13 protein-coding genes and 1 tRNA gene are annotated in these 17,591 nt (G+C 47.2%); 10 read left to right on the forward strand and 4 right to left on the reverse strand.

Annotation, left to right across the window (positions count from 1 at the left end; genetic code table 11):
• Nucleotides 1-2,248 (reverse strand): SusC/RagA family TonB-linked outer membrane protein (locus tag VIM87_RS08540; RefSeq protein ID WP_331996576.1); only part of this gene is annotated, 2,248 nt, incomplete at its 3' end.
• 232 nt (nucleotides 2,249-2,480) lie between these two features.
• Here VIM87_RS08540 and VIM87_RS08545 point away from each other — a divergent pair.
• The 6 genes from VIM87_RS08545 to VIM87_RS08570 all read left to right on the forward strand — a co-directional run bounded on the left by VIM87_RS08545 (nucleotide 2,481) and on the right by VIM87_RS08570 (nucleotide 9,365).
• A complete protein-coding gene (locus tag VIM87_RS08545; RefSeq protein ID WP_331996577.1) occupies nucleotides 2,481-3,017 on the forward strand; it encodes an RNA polymerase sigma factor in 537 nt (178 codons plus the stop codon).
• 62 nt (nucleotides 3,018-3,079) lie between these two features.
• The gene (locus VIM87_RS08550; RefSeq protein ID WP_331996578.1) at nucleotides 3,080-4,201 is read left to right on the forward strand and encodes a FecR family protein; all 1,122 of its coding nucleotides are present in this window, start codon (nucleotides 3,080-3,082) and stop codon (nucleotides 4,199-4,201) included.
• A gap of 138 nt (nucleotides 4,202-4,339) precedes the next feature.
• The gene (locus VIM87_RS08555; protein WP_331996579.1) at nucleotides 4,340-5,419 is read left to right on the forward strand and encodes a sensor histidine kinase; all 1,080 of its coding nucleotides are present in this window, start codon (nucleotides 4,340-4,342) and stop codon (nucleotides 5,417-5,419) included.
• Between the two features lie 2 nt (nucleotides 5,420-5,421).
• Nucleotides 5,422-6,129, forward strand: a complete 708-nt coding sequence (locus VIM87_RS08560; protein ID WP_331996580.1) for a LytTR family DNA-binding domain-containing protein — start codon at nucleotides 5,422-5,424, stop codon at nucleotides 6,127-6,129.
• Between the two features lie 113 nt (nucleotides 6,130-6,242).
• Nucleotides 6,243-8,561 carry a TonB-dependent receptor gene (locus VIM87_RS08565; protein ID WP_331996581.1) on the forward strand — a complete coding sequence of 773 codons (2,319 nt, stop codon included), beginning with the start codon at nucleotides 6,243-6,245 and terminating at the stop codon, nucleotides 8,559-8,561.
• A 3-nt stretch (nucleotides 8,562-8,564) separates the two neighbouring features.
• Nucleotides 8,565-9,365: a DUF4249 domain-containing protein gene (locus VIM87_RS08570; RefSeq protein WP_331996582.1), complete on the forward strand. Its 801-nt coding sequence runs from the start codon at nucleotides 8,565-8,567 to the stop codon at nucleotides 9,363-9,365.
• Nucleotides 9,366-9,487: 122 nt separating this feature from the next.
• On the opposite strand, the gene VIM87_RS08575 is transcribed toward VIM87_RS08570, so the two are convergent.
• Nucleotides 9,488-9,561 (reverse strand) — tRNA-Asp (locus VIM87_RS08575).
• A gap of 138 nt (nucleotides 9,562-9,699) precedes the next feature.
• On the opposite strand from VIM87_RS08575, the gene VIM87_RS08580 reads away from it, so the two are divergent.
• Both VIM87_RS08580 and dapA read left to right on the forward strand, forming a co-directional pair.
• A complete protein-coding gene (locus VIM87_RS08580) occupies nucleotides 9,700-10,653 on the forward strand; it encodes an acetyl-CoA carboxylase carboxyltransferase subunit alpha (RefSeq protein ID WP_331996583.1) in 954 nt (317 codons plus the stop codon).
• A 64-nt stretch (nucleotides 10,654-10,717) separates the two neighbouring features.
• Nucleotides 10,718-11,596 carry a 4-hydroxy-tetrahydrodipicolinate synthase gene (gene dapA / locus VIM87_RS08585; RefSeq protein WP_331996584.1) on the forward strand — a complete coding sequence of 293 codons (879 nt, stop codon included), beginning with the start codon at nucleotides 10,718-10,720 and terminating at the stop codon, nucleotides 11,594-11,596.
• Between the two features lie 212 nt (nucleotides 11,597-11,808).
• On the opposite strand, the gene VIM87_RS08590 is transcribed toward dapA, so the two are convergent.
• Both VIM87_RS08590 and VIM87_RS08595 read right to left on the reverse strand, forming a co-directional pair.
• Nucleotides 11,809-12,717, reverse strand: a complete 909-nt coding sequence (locus VIM87_RS08590) for a ribonuclease Z (RefSeq protein WP_331996585.1) — start codon at nucleotides 12,715-12,717, stop codon at nucleotides 11,809-11,811.
• 257 nt (nucleotides 12,718-12,974) lie between these two features.
• Nucleotides 12,975-13,349 carry an STAS domain-containing protein gene (locus tag VIM87_RS08595; RefSeq protein WP_331996586.1) on the reverse strand — a complete coding sequence of 125 codons (375 nt, stop codon included), beginning with the start codon at nucleotides 13,347-13,349 and terminating at the stop codon, nucleotides 12,975-12,977.
• Nucleotides 13,350-13,588: 239 nt separating this feature from the next.
• Here VIM87_RS08595 and VIM87_RS08600 point away from each other — a divergent pair, with 239 nt between their 5' ends.
• Nucleotides 13,589-16,123 carry an ATP-dependent Clp protease ATP-binding subunit gene (locus VIM87_RS08600; protein WP_331996587.1) on the forward strand — a complete coding sequence of 845 codons (2,535 nt, stop codon included), beginning with the start codon at nucleotides 13,589-13,591 and terminating at the stop codon, nucleotides 16,121-16,123.
• Between the two features lie 681 nt (nucleotides 16,124-16,804).
• On the forward strand, nucleotides 16,805-17,591 hold a 787-nt coding region (locus tag VIM87_RS08605), incomplete at its 3' end, for a hypothetical protein (protein ID WP_331996588.1).

The following is a 17,591-nucleotide window of genomic DNA, read 5'->3' on the forward strand; positions in this document are numbered from 1 at the left end:
CCGTAGCAATATAGCCGAACCTTCGCCCGCCAATGCTGCTGTTCCCTACTTCGCCGTAGGAGAACCTGAATTTCAGGAAGGAGATGGCATTGCTAACAGGCGCAAGGAACTTTTCCTGGGATGCTACCCATCCTAATCCAAAGGAGGGAAAAAAGCCAAAGCGGTGATCCGGTGCAAAAGTTTCTGACCCGTTATAGCCAAAGTTGGCTTCAGCAAGGTACCTGGTATTATAGGCATAGGTAGCTCTGCCTGCCAGGCCCATGTAACGGTAGGGGATGGAGCTGATGAAATCCCCGGCAAAAGCGTCTATCCTGTCTGATTGGTTGTATAACAGCATGCCGGTAACCTGGTGTTTTCCAAACGTCCGGTTATAGTTGATGGCCGATTCCAGGTAGAACTGCCTGGAACCGCCGTTCTCCCGGTTGTAGCCCAGGTAGTCCGTGCCGATCTGGGTTTGTAAGAATTGCAGGTTGCCCTGGCCATCCCTGCCGGTGGCCAGATAAGCGTTCACGGATTTGTTCCTGGAAATATTATGACCGTTGTTATTGTCAAATGAGAACATGCCGGTAATGGAAAGCCCGTTGGTTAAAAAGTCCAGGTTTTGCGTAACGCGGATATTGCTCCACAGCTGGCTGTTAAACCTGGTAGAGAAACCGGACTGCGTTAGCATGGTATAGGGATTGCCCATATCGCCGGTGCGTACCTGGGAAAAGTTGCCGTTTGAATATCTCACGGGAATTGAGATCGGCGGCATTACATAGGCTGCATTGAAAACAGCGCCCGTAGCGCTGCCCGGATAGTTGCCATTGCTGATCCATCCGGATGCTCCGAAATCCACCTTGGTGGTTTTGGTAACATTTAAGGTAAGATTAGAGGTGAAATTATACCGGTTGAACCTGATGGAAGAATTATACTTTGCTAATTCATCCGTTTTAAACATGCCTGTTTCATCGTAATACCCGATAGACAAATAATACTGCGCTTTATCAGAGCCCCCGTTCGCATTCACCCTTACCCTGCGGTTGTTGCCGTATTTTTTAAAGATGGCGTTGAACCAATCCACATCAGGATACAGATCAGGGTCGGATTTATCTGCCGTTTTCTGGATCCGCTCCTGTGAATATCTGGGTAAAGGGTCAGAAGGATTGCTGTTCTTATAGGCTTCATTCGAAATTTCCATGTAGGTAACGCCGTCGGCAAATTTCGGCAGCCTGGTAAATTGTGTCCATCCGTAATCTACCTGCGCATTGATAGATGATTTTCCCGATCTCCCTTTTTTTGTTTCGATCAGGATAACACCATTGGCTCCTCTTACACCATAAACAGCGGTTGCGGAAGCATCTTTTAAAATAGTAAAGCTGGCAATATCTTCAGGGTCTATATTGTTGAATGCCCGTTCCACCCCATCTACCAGTACCAGCGGAGAGCTGCTGGTGAATGTGGAAATGCCCCTGATGTAAATTTCAGAGTTGTCGAAGCCCGGCTCCCCGCTTCGCTGCACGCCTATAATGCCCGCCACGCGCCCTGCAACCAGGTTGCTGAGATTTGCCACCGGCTGTTTTAATTCTTCTGCGGTGAGGGTGCTTTGCGCACCGATGGTGGTTATTTTCTTTTGCCTGCCATAGCCTACAACAATTACCTCATTCATTTCTGAACGGTGCAGGCTTAGAACAGTATTGATTATTTTCTGGTTTTTGATGATTGCTTCCTGGGTATCATAACCCACGTAGCTGAATACAAGTATCTTACCTTGTTCAGGCACCGCTATCTGGTATTCGCCGAGAGAGTCTGTAGTAGCGCCGATGGATATACCTTTAACCATCACCGTTACCCCGATCAGGGCCACGCCCTCCTCATTGGTTACTTTTCCGCTTATAGTTAGCTGGCTGGTCTTTGAGGCCGGGGCCGGCAGCGCATCCCGCGGGGCGGGCCTGATCAGGAGGGTGCTGTTGCTGTATTCATACAGGAGCGATTTTTCCCTGCGCAGCTGTTCCATTACTTTTTCCAGCGGTGTGTTCACAAAGTTCACCGAAATTTTATCCTGCACATTAATGCTTTCGTCAGAATAATAAACAGTGAGCTTAGTTTGTTCCTGAACGGCTCTGAAAAAATCTTTCAGGGTAATGCTTTTGTTGACCAGGTTTACGCTGAACCTGTCGGGGATCTTGCTTTGCGCCTGCGCCAGTATAGGCAAAATAATCATAACCAGGGTTAATCCCCGGATGACCTTTGTGTGGAATTGGATCATTGGCAGTTATTTTTTACTTACTAATACAGTTCAGCAGGAATTGCTTTTGGGTGACCTGTTCCCAACTTTTTTATTTTTGTTCAACATGTAGAACTAAATCGTTTTAACTATCTTTGAGCATCATCAAGGGGATAAATGCAAAAAGTTATGGGTTTCAATGATCTCCTTTAATGATTCCACGTACTAAGCAACCAAAAATCTTTAAGGAATAAACGTCAACTGTTACTGGCCCATGCAGGACGATCAAACGCTATTACAGGAATTGAAAAATGGTCAGGAAAGTGCTTTAAGGTTACTTCATGACCGGTATGGACGTTTCTTGTTTTTTACCGCCTTTCAGATCCTGGGGTCGGAAGATGAAGCAAAGGATGTTGTACAGGATTTCTTTGCCGACTTCTGGCACAAGAAGCGATATTTTGATGTGCGGGGGAACGTTAAAAGCTATTTCTTTCAGGCGGTCCGCCTGTTATCTATCAGGTTACTGGATACTAAAAAGAACCGGGCAGCCATTGTTCGTGATGTTGTCAATGTAAATACTTCCGCTTTGTATCAGACCGACCCCGCCGAAAGCAGTCAGATCAGACTGGAGTTTGCCCAGGCAGTAAGAAGCCTTCCCCCGCAACAGGCCAGGGTATTTGACCTCGCCATCATGGCCGGCAAAAAAAGAAAAGAGATCTCCGCTGAACTTGGCATTAACGTCAATACGGTTAAAACCCATCTGGCTGATGCGCTCAAAACCTTACGAAAAAAATTAAGTGATTTGCGATAGCAGGTCACCCATTTTCCCATTTCAATGAACTTAATAAAGTGGATATCGATAATTTAGACGCAATGGATATACACCAGCTCATGATAGAGAAGCTTTCAGGGATTATCAGGCCGGAGGATGAGCGCGTGCTGGAACAGCGGATCCTGGAAGATGAGGAGGTTAGAAGGAAATGGGAGGAGCTGCAACGTACTTTTCCGGCGCCGGATACCCTGCAATATGACCTGCATGAGTCCTGGGAGAAGATCTCCGGCAGCACGCGCCGTTCGCAGTGGAAAAGAAAGATGCTGCGGATAGCTGCAGCCGCTGTGCTGGCAGGCACATTGGCCGCCGTTTTTTTCCTTATGAAGCCCGCATCCAAACCACCGGTAGCCGCCAATTCAGCGGTTGCGCCATTGCCCGGTAATTTGCACCTGCAGCTGGCCGGCGGCCAGGTTATTGATCTTTCCCGGACAGGTGCAGCAGATGCCGGGAAAGTGCATCTTGCCAATAACCCTGCCGCCAGAACGCTTAGTTATACAGATAATGGCGCCGGGGTAAGTATGAACAGGTTATGGGTGCCTCCCGGGCTGGATTATACGTTAAAGTTGTCAGATGGCTCAGAGATCATTATAAACTCCGCAACAGAGATCTGTTTTCCATTCAGGTTCCGGGATTCCGCCCGTGTGATCCGGATCAGCGGAGAGGCTTATTGTAAAATTGCCAGGGACGATTCCAGGCCCTTTATTGTAGAATTGCCGGATGGCGCGCAGGTACAGGTATTGGGAACTACGTTTAATGTAAATACCTATGAGCAGGCTGCTCAGAAAGTATCGCTTGTGAACGGAGCAGTAGCGCTCAAAAGCACCTCAAAAAAAGTGGTGCTTCGTCCAGGCCAGCAGGGCCGCTATGCTGCGGGGCAGGATGAGATGGACGTTCATTCCTTTAATGCAAATGAACTGGCTTGGATAAACGGTCAGTATATACTGGATAATGCACCCATCAGCGAGCTGGCGGCGCTGATACCACGCTGGTTCAATACGCCGGTGCAGCTGGATAACCCGGAGCTGGCTGCCAGCAAACATTTCACAGGTATTGTATTTAAGAACAGGCCGCTTAATGAATTCCTGGACATATTACAGTCCGCTGCCAACTGCGGGTATTATTACAAAGGAGGGGTGTTGCATATTGAACTGCATAGTAAATAAGGATACCGCTCTTTTAGATCACCTGTACAGGCTATTGCTCTCCTCATTCAGTGCGGTTATCATCTCATTGCCGGCTTTTGTCTGATTATACCGTCCTTTGCACAAAGAATTGATACTTTTACAAAGTAAAACCTTTCTATGCGTTCAGGCAGGGTTTCCGTTATATGCTATCATTTCCTTTTCTGGGTGGTATTAGTCTGCCTGCCTCCCCTTACGCTGCGCATCACTGAGCTGATCACCGGTGATGAAGATATTATTTCACCACTGATCCTGATCTACCTGGCATTAATGATAGGCCTGTTTTACTACAACGCCTATTTCCTGCTGCCACGGTACCTGTTTCGCAGGAAGTTCCTGAGCTACGCCCTGCTGGCTATTTTGCCGTTATTGTTTGTTTCTGCATTTACAACGTGGGTGGAATATAGTGCCGGTCAGCTGAAAGGTTATTTCGTTGCGCACCTGCTGGTGTATTTTTTCTTAGGCATTATTCCGCTGGTGCTAAGCACCGCTTTCCGCATTATTGAAATGAATATAAAAGAGCAGCGCCGGAAGCAGCAAATGGAGCATGAAAGCATACGCTCCGAGCTTTCCCTTTTGCGTTCGCAGGTAAGCCCTCATTTTATGTTCAATGTATTGAATACGCTCGTTGCGCTTATCCGCCAACGTTCGGAACAATTGGAGCCCATAGTAGTTGAACTATCGGGCCTGATGCGCTACATGCTGTATGAATCTGATGAAGAAAAGGTGAGCCTGGAAACAGAAATAGATTACCTGAAAAGTTATATAGATATTCAAAAGCTACGTTTCGGTAATAAAGTAGCGATTCATGTTGAATACCCGCAGGAATTACCGGGATTGATGCTGGAGCCGATGTTGCTGATCCCCCTGGTAGAGAATGCGTTCAAGCATGGTGTGAATGTTATCAGGGATCCGGCGCTGCGGATCAACCTGCAGCTGAATGGCGGGCAGCTGGAAATGGTTGTGACCAACCGGTTTAAAGAGCCGGCTTATAGTGATCAGGAAAAACGCAATTCCGGGATTGGGCTGGCTAACCTGCAACGCAGGCTCAATATACTGTACCCCAAAGCGCATGAGCTGCAGCTCACTAAAGAAGCGGACTGGTTCAAGGCCTGCCTGCGCATCAATTTACAGTATAAGCATGCCCCTGAAAATACCCCGCCGCCCGTAAATATTTCATCTGTTTTTAAAATCACCTGATCATGAAATGTATAGCTGTGGATGATGAAGCGCCTTCCTTATACCTGCTGGAAGATAATATCCGCCGGGTGCCCTTTCTGAAGCTTGTGCGGTCGTGCAGCAATGCGCTGGAAGCAATGGAGGTGTTGCAACAGGAAAAAATAGACCTTATCTTCCTGGATATTGAAATGCCGGAGCTAACGGGGTTGGCATTTTTGAAAAGCCTCACATCGCGTCCCCTGGTGATCTTTACTACGGCTTACAAAAAGTACGCGATAGAGGGTTATTCACTGGATGTGCTGGATTACCTGTTAAAACCCATCCCTTTCGACCGGTTCCTGAAAGCAGTGAACAAGGCCTATGAATATCATACTTTAATTACAAAGCAAAGGGAAACAGCCGCAACACCTTATCTTTTTGTTTTTGCAGAGTACAGCCTCATGAAAGTGGACCTGCAGGATATCCTGTACATTGAAGCGTTAAAAGATTACGTAAAGATCTTCCTGCTCAGTACCGATAAACCCATTGTTACCAAACTATCCATGAAGGCGATGGAGGAACGCTTGCCCGCCGCTGCTTTCATGCGCATACATAAATCCTTTATTGTAGCCCTTAACAAAATATCATTTATCCGTAAGCACATTGTAAAAGTGGGAGCTAAAGAAGTTCCACTGGGCGATAGTTACCGGGATGCCCTGTATAGCATCACCGGCAATGGAAACGCAGGTTGAACATTTCCTCGTCTACTCATTATTTTGTTTCCTCCACTCATGCAGGAAGTATGGCTACTTTATTTTAAGAATGGCCGGGCATGAGACATATTTGCTGTGTTAAACACAGCATTATGATCAGGCTTCCCATTTTTGTTTTGCTTTACCTGTTTTATTTACCGGCATTTGCGCAGCAGCGTTATACCGTAAGCGGTACTGTAAGGGATAAGAAAACCGGAGAAGCGTTAATAGGTGTATCTGTTGCTGTTAAGGAACGGCCCGGCGTTGGCATTGTCAGTAATGCATATGGTTTTTATGCCATCAGCCTGCCTGAAGGCAACTACACTTTTATGGTAACCTCTACAGGCTATGAACCCCTGCAGCAGGCTATTGCGCTGCATAGTGATCAAACGCTGGCTATCCGGCTTTCCGGTGGCTCGTCACAGCTGAAAGAAGTGGTAGTAACGGCGGAGACAGCAAGCCGGCAGCGCACTGCCATGGGCATAGAGAAGATCAGTTTGAAAGATGTGAAGAAGCTTCCGGTGATTGCAGGTGAAAGGGATGTATTGAAAACGATCCAGCTGTTACCGGGTGTAAAGAACGCAACGGAAGGATCTGCCGGCTTTTATGTAAGGGGCGGGGGCGCAGATCAAAACCTCATTCTGTTGGATGAAGCCCCGGTGTACAATGCCTCCCATTTGATGGGCTTCTTTTCTGTATTCAATGCAGATGCGATAAAGGATGTTACGCTTTACAAAGGAAATATGCCGGCAGAATACGGAGGGCGCCTATCCTCTGTACTGGATATAAAAATGAAGGAAGGCAATGACCAGCAAACCAGCGCCGAAGGCGGCATAGGGTTAATTGCTTCCAGGCTCAGTGTACAGGGCCCTGTTGTAAAGAACAAAGGCTCCTTTATTGTATCGGGCAGAAGAACTTACGCAGATCTGTTCCTGGGGCTTTCGGGAAAGGAACGGCTCAAAAACGCGAAGCTTTATTTTTATGATCTGAATGCAAAGGCCAATTATCGTTTCAATGATAACAATACCCTGTTTGTTTCGGGTTATTTTGGCAGGGACCGTTTCTTTATGCTTGACCTGATCGATATGGACTGGGGTAACAGTACAGCTACGGTTCGTTGGAACCATACCTTTAGCAGCCGGCTCTTTTCCAATACCTCGCTCATTTACAGCAATTATAACTATACAACCTCGGAACTGTATGGTGGTAATAAACAACGCAATACTTCCAGGATAACCGATTACGATCTGAAACAGGACTTTACTTATTATCCCCGTAATAACCAGGTTATCCGCTTTGGGCTGAATAGTAATTATCACATCATTACCCCCGGCAAATTAACCGCGGAAAATGGACGTCAGGAAGCGCAGTTAAGGTTAAAACGTTATGCCTGGGAAAACGCCGTTTACTTTTCGCATCAGTTAAAGCCGGCGAACAACCTCTCAATTGATTATGGTCTTAGGGGAAGCGCTTTTAGTATTACCGGCCCGGGTGATTTCCTGACCAGCCAGCCGGTTTCCGGAACACCTGCTTTTGATACGTTGAGTTATAATAACCGGAAAATTATCAAAACCTATTTTAATGCAGAACCCAGGGTCTTTATTACGTGCCATATAACATCCGGTAGCACGATAAAAGCGGCGTATACCCGTGCTGCGCAAAACCTGCACCTGGTATCCAGCTTATCGGTAGCACAGCCAACCGATCTGTGGATACCTAGCAGCTTACTGGTGAAGCCGGAATTGAGCGATCAGTTTTCGTTGGGTTATTTCCGTGAGTTAAGGAATCATGCGTATGAGCTTTCTGTTGAAACTTATTTTAAAACATTGCAGCACCAGATCGATTATAAGGAGGGCGCTCAGCTTGCATTGAACACTTCTGTTGAGCCGGAGCTGGTATTTGGGAAAGGCCGGGCCTATGGCGTCGAGTTCCTGCTGCGTAAAAAGCAGGGGCCATTGACCGGGTGGATTGCCTATACGTTGTCGAGAACAGAAAGACAGTTTGATGCCATCAATAATGGCAGCTGGTTCCCTGCAAAGCAGGACAGAACGCATGATATTACCATTGTTGCAATGTACGGGCTGAGCCCGAAATGGAGCTTATCAGCCAACTGGGTATATTATACCGGTAATGCGGTCACCTTTCCCAGCGGCAAATATATTGTAGATGGTCATGTAACAAGCTACTACGCTGAACGCAATGCTTCCCGCATGCCCGGCTACCACCGGCTGGACCTGGGAGCTACCTGGCAACGCAGGAAAAAGGACCGGTTTGAGTCAAGCTGGACCTTTTCGATATATAATGTTTACGCCCAGCAGAACCCGTTCATCATTACTTTCCGCAAAAGCCCAACTGATCCCGCTAGCACCGAGGCTGTCAGGCTATCCATCTTCTCACTGATACCGTCATTCACTTATAACTTTAAATTTTAGATCATGAGACCTGCATATATGCTCATAGGCTTCATTATAACATTGCTTTCATGCGAAAAAGTGATTGACCTTGATCTGAACACTGCGCCTCCCGGGCTGGTAATAGAGGGTACTATTACCAACCAGGTGGGGTCCTATATGGTTCAGTTGAGTAAAACAACAAGTTATACCGCCCCCAATGAGTTTGTACCGGTAAGCGCGGCTATTGTTATAATAAGTGATCAAACCGGCGTTGCCGATACACTAAAAGAATCATCGGCGGGTAAATACCAGGGTACTAAGCTGAAAGGTAAGCCCGGGCACACTTACCAGCTGCAGGTAAGAACGGGGGATGAGGTATACACTGCTTCATCCGTTATGCCCGCTGCGGTATCCATAGACACACTGATACAGGGAGAGAAAAAAGGCTCAGATGGTAAGATAGCTGTTCAAACCTGGTTTCACGACCCGGCCGGAACGGAGGACTATTACCGGTTCTCCTTTAGTGTGAACGGGGTGCTTTCTGAAAGCATCTTTCCTTTTGATGGCAGGTTATATGATGGCACAGCAGTGCGGTATGATCTGGCCAGGGAAGATGACGAAGAGGAGAAGCAGGGTTTGCCGCCTGTTAAAGCCGGCGATACAGTGGAGGTTACTTTATATCATATTGATCAACCGGTGTATAACTACTTTTTAATACTACAGCAGAACTCCGGGAATGGACCGCCTGCAGCGCCGGGCAATCCCGTATCGAATATCAGCAATGGCGCTTTGGGATATTTTAGCGCACATACCGTAGCAAAAAGAGCTATTCTTATTAAATGAGCTGGATGTGCATCTGCAAGAGGGGTGGAGATATGAATATTCCGGGGTTTAACCTGTTATGTCCTAAAATTAAAAAGCCCCCGTTCTTACGGGGGCCTTACATTTGTATCAGTCTTACTACGCGGACCGGACGGGACTCGAACCCGCGACCTCCGCCGTGACAGGGCGGCATTCTAACCGACTGAACTACCGATCCTCCTTAACTTCCCAGGCATTCCTGTTCCGTTTTGGGATTGCAAAGATAGCAACAAACTTCCCAATTCTGCAAATCTTTTTTAAAAAAACTTTTCAGCTTTATCTTTACACCGTTCTTTAATCAATTTTAAAACTAATTATGCAATTCCTGGACTTTGAAAAACCTATTGCGGACCTGTACGAACAATTGGAAAAGCTGAAGGAAAACGGCCAGAAATCCGGCGTAGACGTATCTGCCACTGTAAAAGAGTATGAGCAGAAAATAGAAACTACCCGGAACGATCTGTATTCCCATCTCACCAGCTGGCAAAAGGTACAGTTGAGCAGGCATCCCGATAGGCCCTATACCCTGGCGTATATTGAAAAAATGTGCACCAACTTCGTGGAGCTGCATGGCGACCGGAATGTGAAGGATGATAAAGCCATGGTAGGTGGCTTTGCAGAGCTGGACGGTGAAACCGTAATGTTCATTGGCCAGCAGAAAGGTATTAATACCAAAATGCGCCAGATCCGTAATTTCGGAATGGCCAATCCCGAAGGCTACCGCAAGGCCCTGCGCCTCATGAAGCTGGCGGAAAAGTTCAACAAGCCCATTATAACCCTCATAGATACCCCCGGCGCTTTTCCCGGCCTGGAAGCAGAAGAAAGGGGACAGGGCGAGGCCATTGCCCGCAACCTGTTTGAAATGGTAAAGCTGCGCGTACCCGTGATCTGCGTGATCATTGGCGAAGGCGCTTCCGGCGGCGCCCTTGGCATTGGCATAGGCGACCGTGTATTTATGCTGGAAAACAGCTGGTACACCGTTATCTCTCCGGAAAACTGTTCTACGATCCTGTGGCGTACCTGGAATTTCAAGGAAAAAGCCGCAGAAGAGCTGAAATTAACCTCCGACCATATGAGCAAATTTGGTCTGGTGGATGGTGTAATCAAAGAACCATTAGGCGGTGCGCACGTCAATCCCGACGAAGCAGCCGCCCTTTTAAAGGCCAGCCTGAAACAAACCCTGGCTGAACTGAAGAAGATAGACCCGGACACGCGTATTGAGCAACGGATCGACAAATTCAGCAACATGGGATTTTTTGAGGAACGCTAAAAAATATTTAGAGATCACAGGCCAAATGCTAATATTTGCAGACTTTTTGGCTTATAAATAATTCATGGAACAGTTAAGAGGATCGGGTGTAGCCCTGGTTACGCCGTTCAAAGCAAATGAAAGCATTGACTGGAATGCTTTGGAAAAATTGATTGATCATGTTATTAACGGGGGCATAGATTACGTAGTATCTTTAGGCACCACCGGCGAAACACCTACGCTTTCTGCAGAAGAAAAGCTGGACATTATAAAGTTCACCTTTGAAAAAGTAAATAAGCGTGTACCCGTTGTAGTTGGTATTGGGGATTATAATACCCGCGATGTGGTGAAGCGCCTGGAAACCTGCCCGCTGGATGAAGCGGTAGCCATACTCAGCGTAGCGCCTTACTATAGTAAGCCCAGCCAGGAAGGCATTTTCCAGCATTATAAGGCCATCGCTAAAGCATCGCCCAAACCGGTGATCCTGTACAATGTGCCCGGTCGTACGGGCCGTAATATGACGGCAGACACCACGCTGCGCCTGGCGCATGAAGTAGAGAACATCGTAGCCATGAAAGAGGCCAGTGGTGATATGGTGCAGTGTATGCAGATCATAAAGGACAAACCCAAAGACTTCCTGGTGATCAGCGGGGACGATGCGTTAGCCTTACCGCAGCTGGCCTGTGGTATGGATGGCGTAATATCCGTTGCCGCCAACTACTTTGCCGCCGATTTTTCGGCTATGGTAAAGGCTGCCCTGGCAAATAACATTCCGGCCGCACGCGCCCTGCATTATAAGCTGCATGAAGCATTTGACCTGATGTTTGCAGAGAACAATCCCGCCGGCATTAAGGCATTTTTGCAGCACGGAGGCTTAATGGAACAAGCCTTCCGCCTGCCCGTAGTACCGGTAAGCAGCGGGCTGAATGAAAAGATCAAAGCCTATCTGGATAAGAATAAGTAAACTATCCGTGTGCCACACCTCAAAGGTGTGGCACACATTTTATCCCCGTTCCCCATGTCCTTCCCATGTGTTTCTCATGACTTTCCCTACTGGATCCCATGTTTTTCCCTAGTCCATCCCTAGTCCATCCCTAGTGACGTTCATGTACACCCCTAGTTAAAAGCACATAATCCCGAGCTCCTCATCTTCCGTTCTACGCTATGGACCATGGACTAAATGAGAAACGTAGCCCCTTCCACCGATAGCTCTGTATTCTCAAACACCGGCCGGCACTCATCCAGGAAAGGCTGCAGCTCCGTATACTTGGAAGAAAAATGCCCGATCAGCAAGCGTTTGGCGCCTGCCCGCGCCGCCAGGGTCGCCGCCTGCACAGAGGTGCTATGGTAGCGTTCCGCCGCCCTTTGAGCCAGGCCATGCAGGTAAGTGGTTTCATGGTATACCAGGTCGGCATGCTCCATCTGGGCGATCAGCTCCTCATCGTAAATGGTATCCGCGCAATACACGTACTTTTTACTGGGGGCCGGGGGGAGGGTTACCCAATGGTTTTTTACCAGCACGCCATCTTTTCGCTGATAATCAGCACCTTCCTGAAGCTGGGAGTAATAAGCGGCTGGTATTTCGTAGGCCTGTGCCTGTTCCGGTATGATCTTCCTTTTCTTGCGCCGCTGCTCTATCACAAAACCAAAACAGGGTATGCGGTGCCTTACCGGGAAAAAACGTACTTCCAGGTCTTTTTCATCCACGATTATACCGGCGTTTTCCGCACGCAGCGGCACAAAATGCAGGTCAAACTTCAGCTGGGTGGCCGCGCATTCCAGCTGTAGCTGTAAAATGGCTTCCAGCTCCGGCGTGGCGTAAATAGTGAGGGGTTCCGTACGGCCTAAAAGGCTTAAGCTGTTTAACAGTCCGATCAGTCCAAAATAGTGATCGCCGTGCAGGTGGCTGATGAAAATATGTTTAATGCGGCTGCGGCGGATCTTGTAGCGGGTCATCTGTACCTGGGTGCCTTCTCCGCAGTCGATTAACAGCAGTTGTTCATTACAGGTTACTACCTGTGCGGTGGGATGCCTGTCAGTAGTGGGTATCGCGGAGTTATTGCCTAAAATGGTAACAGCAAACATAGTAAAAAGTCGTAAGCGTAAATTGTTTTTGCTGTGCCGAAAATAGTAATTAGTTAGCAGTTTACGTTACGCGTAAATAATAGGGTACCAATGGTAAGTGCCTAACTATCTGTTACAATGGGGCATAAAAGAGCTAACACAAACCATCCACATTGGTTGTCTTTATAACCGGTTGATGGCTCATCGGTAATGGTCATTTAATGTGATTTTACCACATCATTTCAGCCATTCACCACATTGTTCCCTGTCTTTTATGATCACCATTCTTCACCTTCCATCAGCTCTCTTTCCAGAGATTCCATCATTACAATATCGATCGCTTCAGCAAGGGTAGGGGTAATGTTCAGGTCTTCATAAGATTCACGCAGGATACCTGTTAAAGTGTTGTTAAGACCAGTGATCGCGCAGGATTGCCTGCTGTCATATTGCTGCTGGTACACTGTTAAAATGGCCATCAGTCCCGCTTCATCTATCTCAGGTACCAATGCCATATCCAGTATAAGATTGCGGTCTTTTAGCTCCGGCAGATCGGTGATAGACTTTGCAAATTCAACTGACAAATTAACATCCAAACGGGGAATTTCAGGGTGTACAATGAGTATTTTTTCTTTGGTATCAATTTTGAACTTCATGATGCTTGGAACTTGTTTAGTACATTAGTAGTAACTGAAGGAACCTCTGCGAAAATTCTGTAAGAGACCGGCAACTTTTAGATCGCTTTCTCCGTAAGTATTAACACAGCCTTTCCAACACACTCAGCACAAAAGTAAATCTTATACTATTAACGTGTTAGAAGAAAAGAATCAAAATTATTTGCTAATATTGTATAAACAAGCCCCCGTAAGGGTTTTAATAATTTAATAATCTCACAATGGACCAGAATTTTTCACCGCAAGTAAAGGAGATCATTTCGTTTAGCAGGGAGGAGGCTTTACGCTTGGGAAATGATTTCATTGGCACAGAACACCTGCTGCTAGGCATTATTCGCGAGGGTGAAGGCACCGCAGTAAAAATTCTGCAGGCTTTGAACGTGGACCTCTATGAATTGCGCAAGGAGGTGGAGTTAGCCGTTAAAGACAAGACAGGAAAGAACATTGCCAATATCAATAGTCTTCCGCTTACAAGGCAGGCAGAAAAAGTTATCCGGGTTACCGTACTCGAGGCAAAGGCCCTTAAAAGCCCTACCGTAGAAACGGAGCACCTGATGCTGTCTATTCTCAAGAATAAGGAAAACGTTTGTACACAAATCTTACAACAGTTTGACGTGGACTACGATACTTTTAAAAACGAATTGGGCTTTGTTAAGTCCGCAGATCCTAAAGCCGAGTTCGACGATCCCGGAGAGGAAGAATTCGAAGATGAACGTAAAAGCTTTGCTTCTAAAAGTAAGCAGGCTAATACTAAATCCAAAACACCCGTTTTGGATAATTTCGGCAGGGACATTACCAAGCTGGCCGAGAGTGGCAGCTTAGATCCGATCGTGGGTCGCGAGCAGGAGATCGAAAGGGTATCCCAGATCCTCTCCCGCCGCAAAAAGAATAATCCGATCCTGATAGGCGAGCCGGGAGTGGGTAAAACCGCTATCGTTGAAGGCTTAGCCTTACGCATTGTGCAGCGAAAGGTATCCCGCGTATTGTTCGACAAGCGCGTGGTAAGCCTGGACCTGGCAGCGCTGGTAGCCGGTACCAAATACCGCGGCCAGTTTGAGGAAAGGATGAAAGCCATCATGAACGAACTGGAGAAGAACCGCGATGTGATCCTGTTCATCGATGAGATCCACACGATCGTAGGAGCAGGTGGCGCCTCAGGCTCACTGGATGCTTCCAACATCTTTAAACCGGCATTAGCCCGTGGCGAGCTCCAGTGCATTGGCGCATCCACGCTGGATGAATACCGTATGTACATTGAAAAGGATGGAGCTTTGGACCGCCGTTTCCAGAAGGTAATGGTAGATCCTCCCACCGTGGAAGAAACCATCCAGATCCTCAACAATATCAAACCCAGGTATGAAGAGTATCACAATGTATCCTACACGGAAGATGCCATTGATGCGTGCGTAAAGCTGAGCGACCGCTATATGACAGACCGCCTGTTGCCCGATAAGGCCATAGACGTGCTGGATGAAGTAGGCGCCCGCGTACACCTCAAGAACATTAACGTACCGCAGAATATCCTGGACCTGGAAAAACAGATCGAAGATATTAAGCAGGAGAAAAATAAGGTCGTGAAGAGCCAGCGCTTTGAAGAAGCAGCAGCCCTCCGCGATACTGAAAAGAAGCTGGGTGAAGACCTGGAACGTGCCAAAGGTGTTTGGGAAGAAGAAGTGAAGCACAAACGCTACCCGATCGACGAGGAAGCCATTGCAGAAGTAGTGAGCATGATGACCGGCATCCCCGTAAAACGGATGGTACAGGCAGAAACTGAAAAGCTCCGCCGCATGGGTGAAGACCTGAAAGGCGCCGTAGTTGGACAGGACGAAGCTATTGCCAAGGTAACCAAGGCCATTCAGCGTAACAGGGTAGGGTTGAAAGATCCTAAAAAGCCCATCGGTACCTTTATCTTCCTGGGACCAACCGGGGTAGGTAAAACCGAGCTGGCTAAATCCCTGGCCCGTTATATGTTCGATTCTGAAGATTCACTGATCCGTATAGATATGAGTGAGTATATGGAGAAATTCTCCGTAAGCCGCCTGATCGGTGCGCCTCCAGGATATGTAGGGTATGAAGAAGGCGGACAGCTGACCGAGAAAGTACGCCGCAAGCCGTACTCCGTGATCCTGCTGGACGAAATTGAAAAAGCACACCCGGATATCTATAACATCCTGCTGCAGGTACTGGACGACGGTATCTTAACCGATGGCCTGGGCCGCAAGGTGGATTTCAAGAACACGCTCATTATCATGACCTCCAATATCGGGGTGCGCCAGTTGAAAGACTTTGGTGCAGGCGTGGGCTTCTCTACCGGAACAAGGCAGATGAATGAAGAAGAGAACACCAAATCCGTGATCGAAAAATCACTGAAACGGACCTTCTCTCCTGAGTTCCTGAACCGTATAGATGATGTGGTGATCTTCAACTCCCTCAGCAAGGAGCATATCTATGTGATCATAGACATCACCATGAAGAGTGTGTTGAAACGCCTGAACAACCTGGGCTTCAGCCTGGAGCTGACCGAAGAGGCAAAAGGCTTCCTGGCAGAAAAAGGTTACGATTCACAGTTCGGCGCAAGGCCGCTGCACAGGGCCATCCAGAAATACCTGGAAGATCCGTTAGCAGAAGAGATCCTCAATATGAACATCCATAACGGGGACATACTGGTTGCTGACCTGGATAAGGAAAATCAGAAGCTGATCTTCACGATCAAGAATCTGCCTAAAAGCAACAAATCCGAAAAATCGGAAGCCTAAGTAAGCAAATTAGTTATCAGGATAATTTTAGATCCCGCTCAGCGTAAAGCTGGGCGGGATTTTTCTTTTCCGGAAGGCAATTTTAACCCTTGTTATAACACATATATGTTATATGACTACTCGAATTGGTATAATATAATTATACGATTTTGTGCAAAATAAATGTGGTGATTATTAACGGGTTATGCATATAACTGGTCAGGCCGATTGTCCTTTAATCCTCATTATCAATTGTTAAGCGTTTGTTAATCGGCGGCTAAACAGGTACCCCTTAACTTAATATCTTCAGTAAAATGACATCATAATACCATTTTATACACGGGTTAAATATTTCATTTTTGTCATATGAAAATTATTGTTCATTTCAATGAACTGTTGAACCGGGCAATACGCTTTACCATCATACGGTAAAGTTTTTTCTTCCATCGTAGGTAACGGTACTAACTATTTTAATGGACTATCCCGGAATAGGAAGTACATCACCATCCGGCAGCATTGCAGCCGTAATTAACCTGAGCGAGCAGAGTACAAACAGTGGACAATATCTTAAGTACAGCAATGTGCTTGATGTGGCCCTTTATATCATTAAACAAGAACAAAGTTCTATTGGATTAATAAACCACAACAACTATGAGGTAAAGCCTCATGGCTATTATTTGACTTGATAACTATCCTTATACCATGAACAAATCTCTACGTATTGGAGCAAAGCTGCTCCTGGCAGGCTGCCTTGCCTTATTCTCTGTTACCGTGCAGGCCCAGTTAAAGGTCGGTAGCAATCCAACCAACATCCAGAAATCAGCAGTGTTAGAGCTGGAATCTGACCGGCAGGGTCTGTTGCTGCCCCGCCTTACAGATACCGTGGCTATCAATGCAATTACCCCGGCACCCCCGGATGGTATGATCATTTACCTGGCCCTGGCGCCTAACGTTGGCCTGTATGTTAGAAAGGGCGGCCACTGGGAAATGATGGCTAATTCATCATCAGCTTTAGGCAACTGGAATTTAACCGGTAACGCAGGCACCAACCCAACCAATAACTATGTTGGAACCAGCGATGCCCAGGAGCTTTCTGTACGTGCAAACAATACAGAAGCCATCCGCGTGACCACTGCAGGTAATGTGCAGCTGAAACAGGTAACAGTGGGCGCTGTAGGCGATCTGGAAGTACTGGTATTAGGTGCAGGCGGTTCTGTAATGCGCCGTACCATCTCTGCTTCCGCTTTCACGGGCGCTATCAGCAGCCTGAATGGGTTAACCGGTAATGTACAAACAATGGTGGCCGGTTCTGCAGGTAACGACTTCACGATCACTTCTACCGGTACTGCGCATACCTTTGATATCCCTACACAGGATGGTACTAAAACACGCGGTCTTTTAACAAGCGCTGACTGGACTAAGCTGAATAACGCGCAGAAATCGATCGTAATAGGTACATTCTCTACTGTACCTGTTGCCGGCGGTTTAA

Origin of the sequence: Chitinophaga sp. (assembly GCF_036569125.1) — a bacterium.
In the GTDB taxonomy this organism is placed as follows: Bacteria; Bacteroidota; Bacteroidia; order Chitinophagales; family Chitinophagaceae; genus Chitinophaga.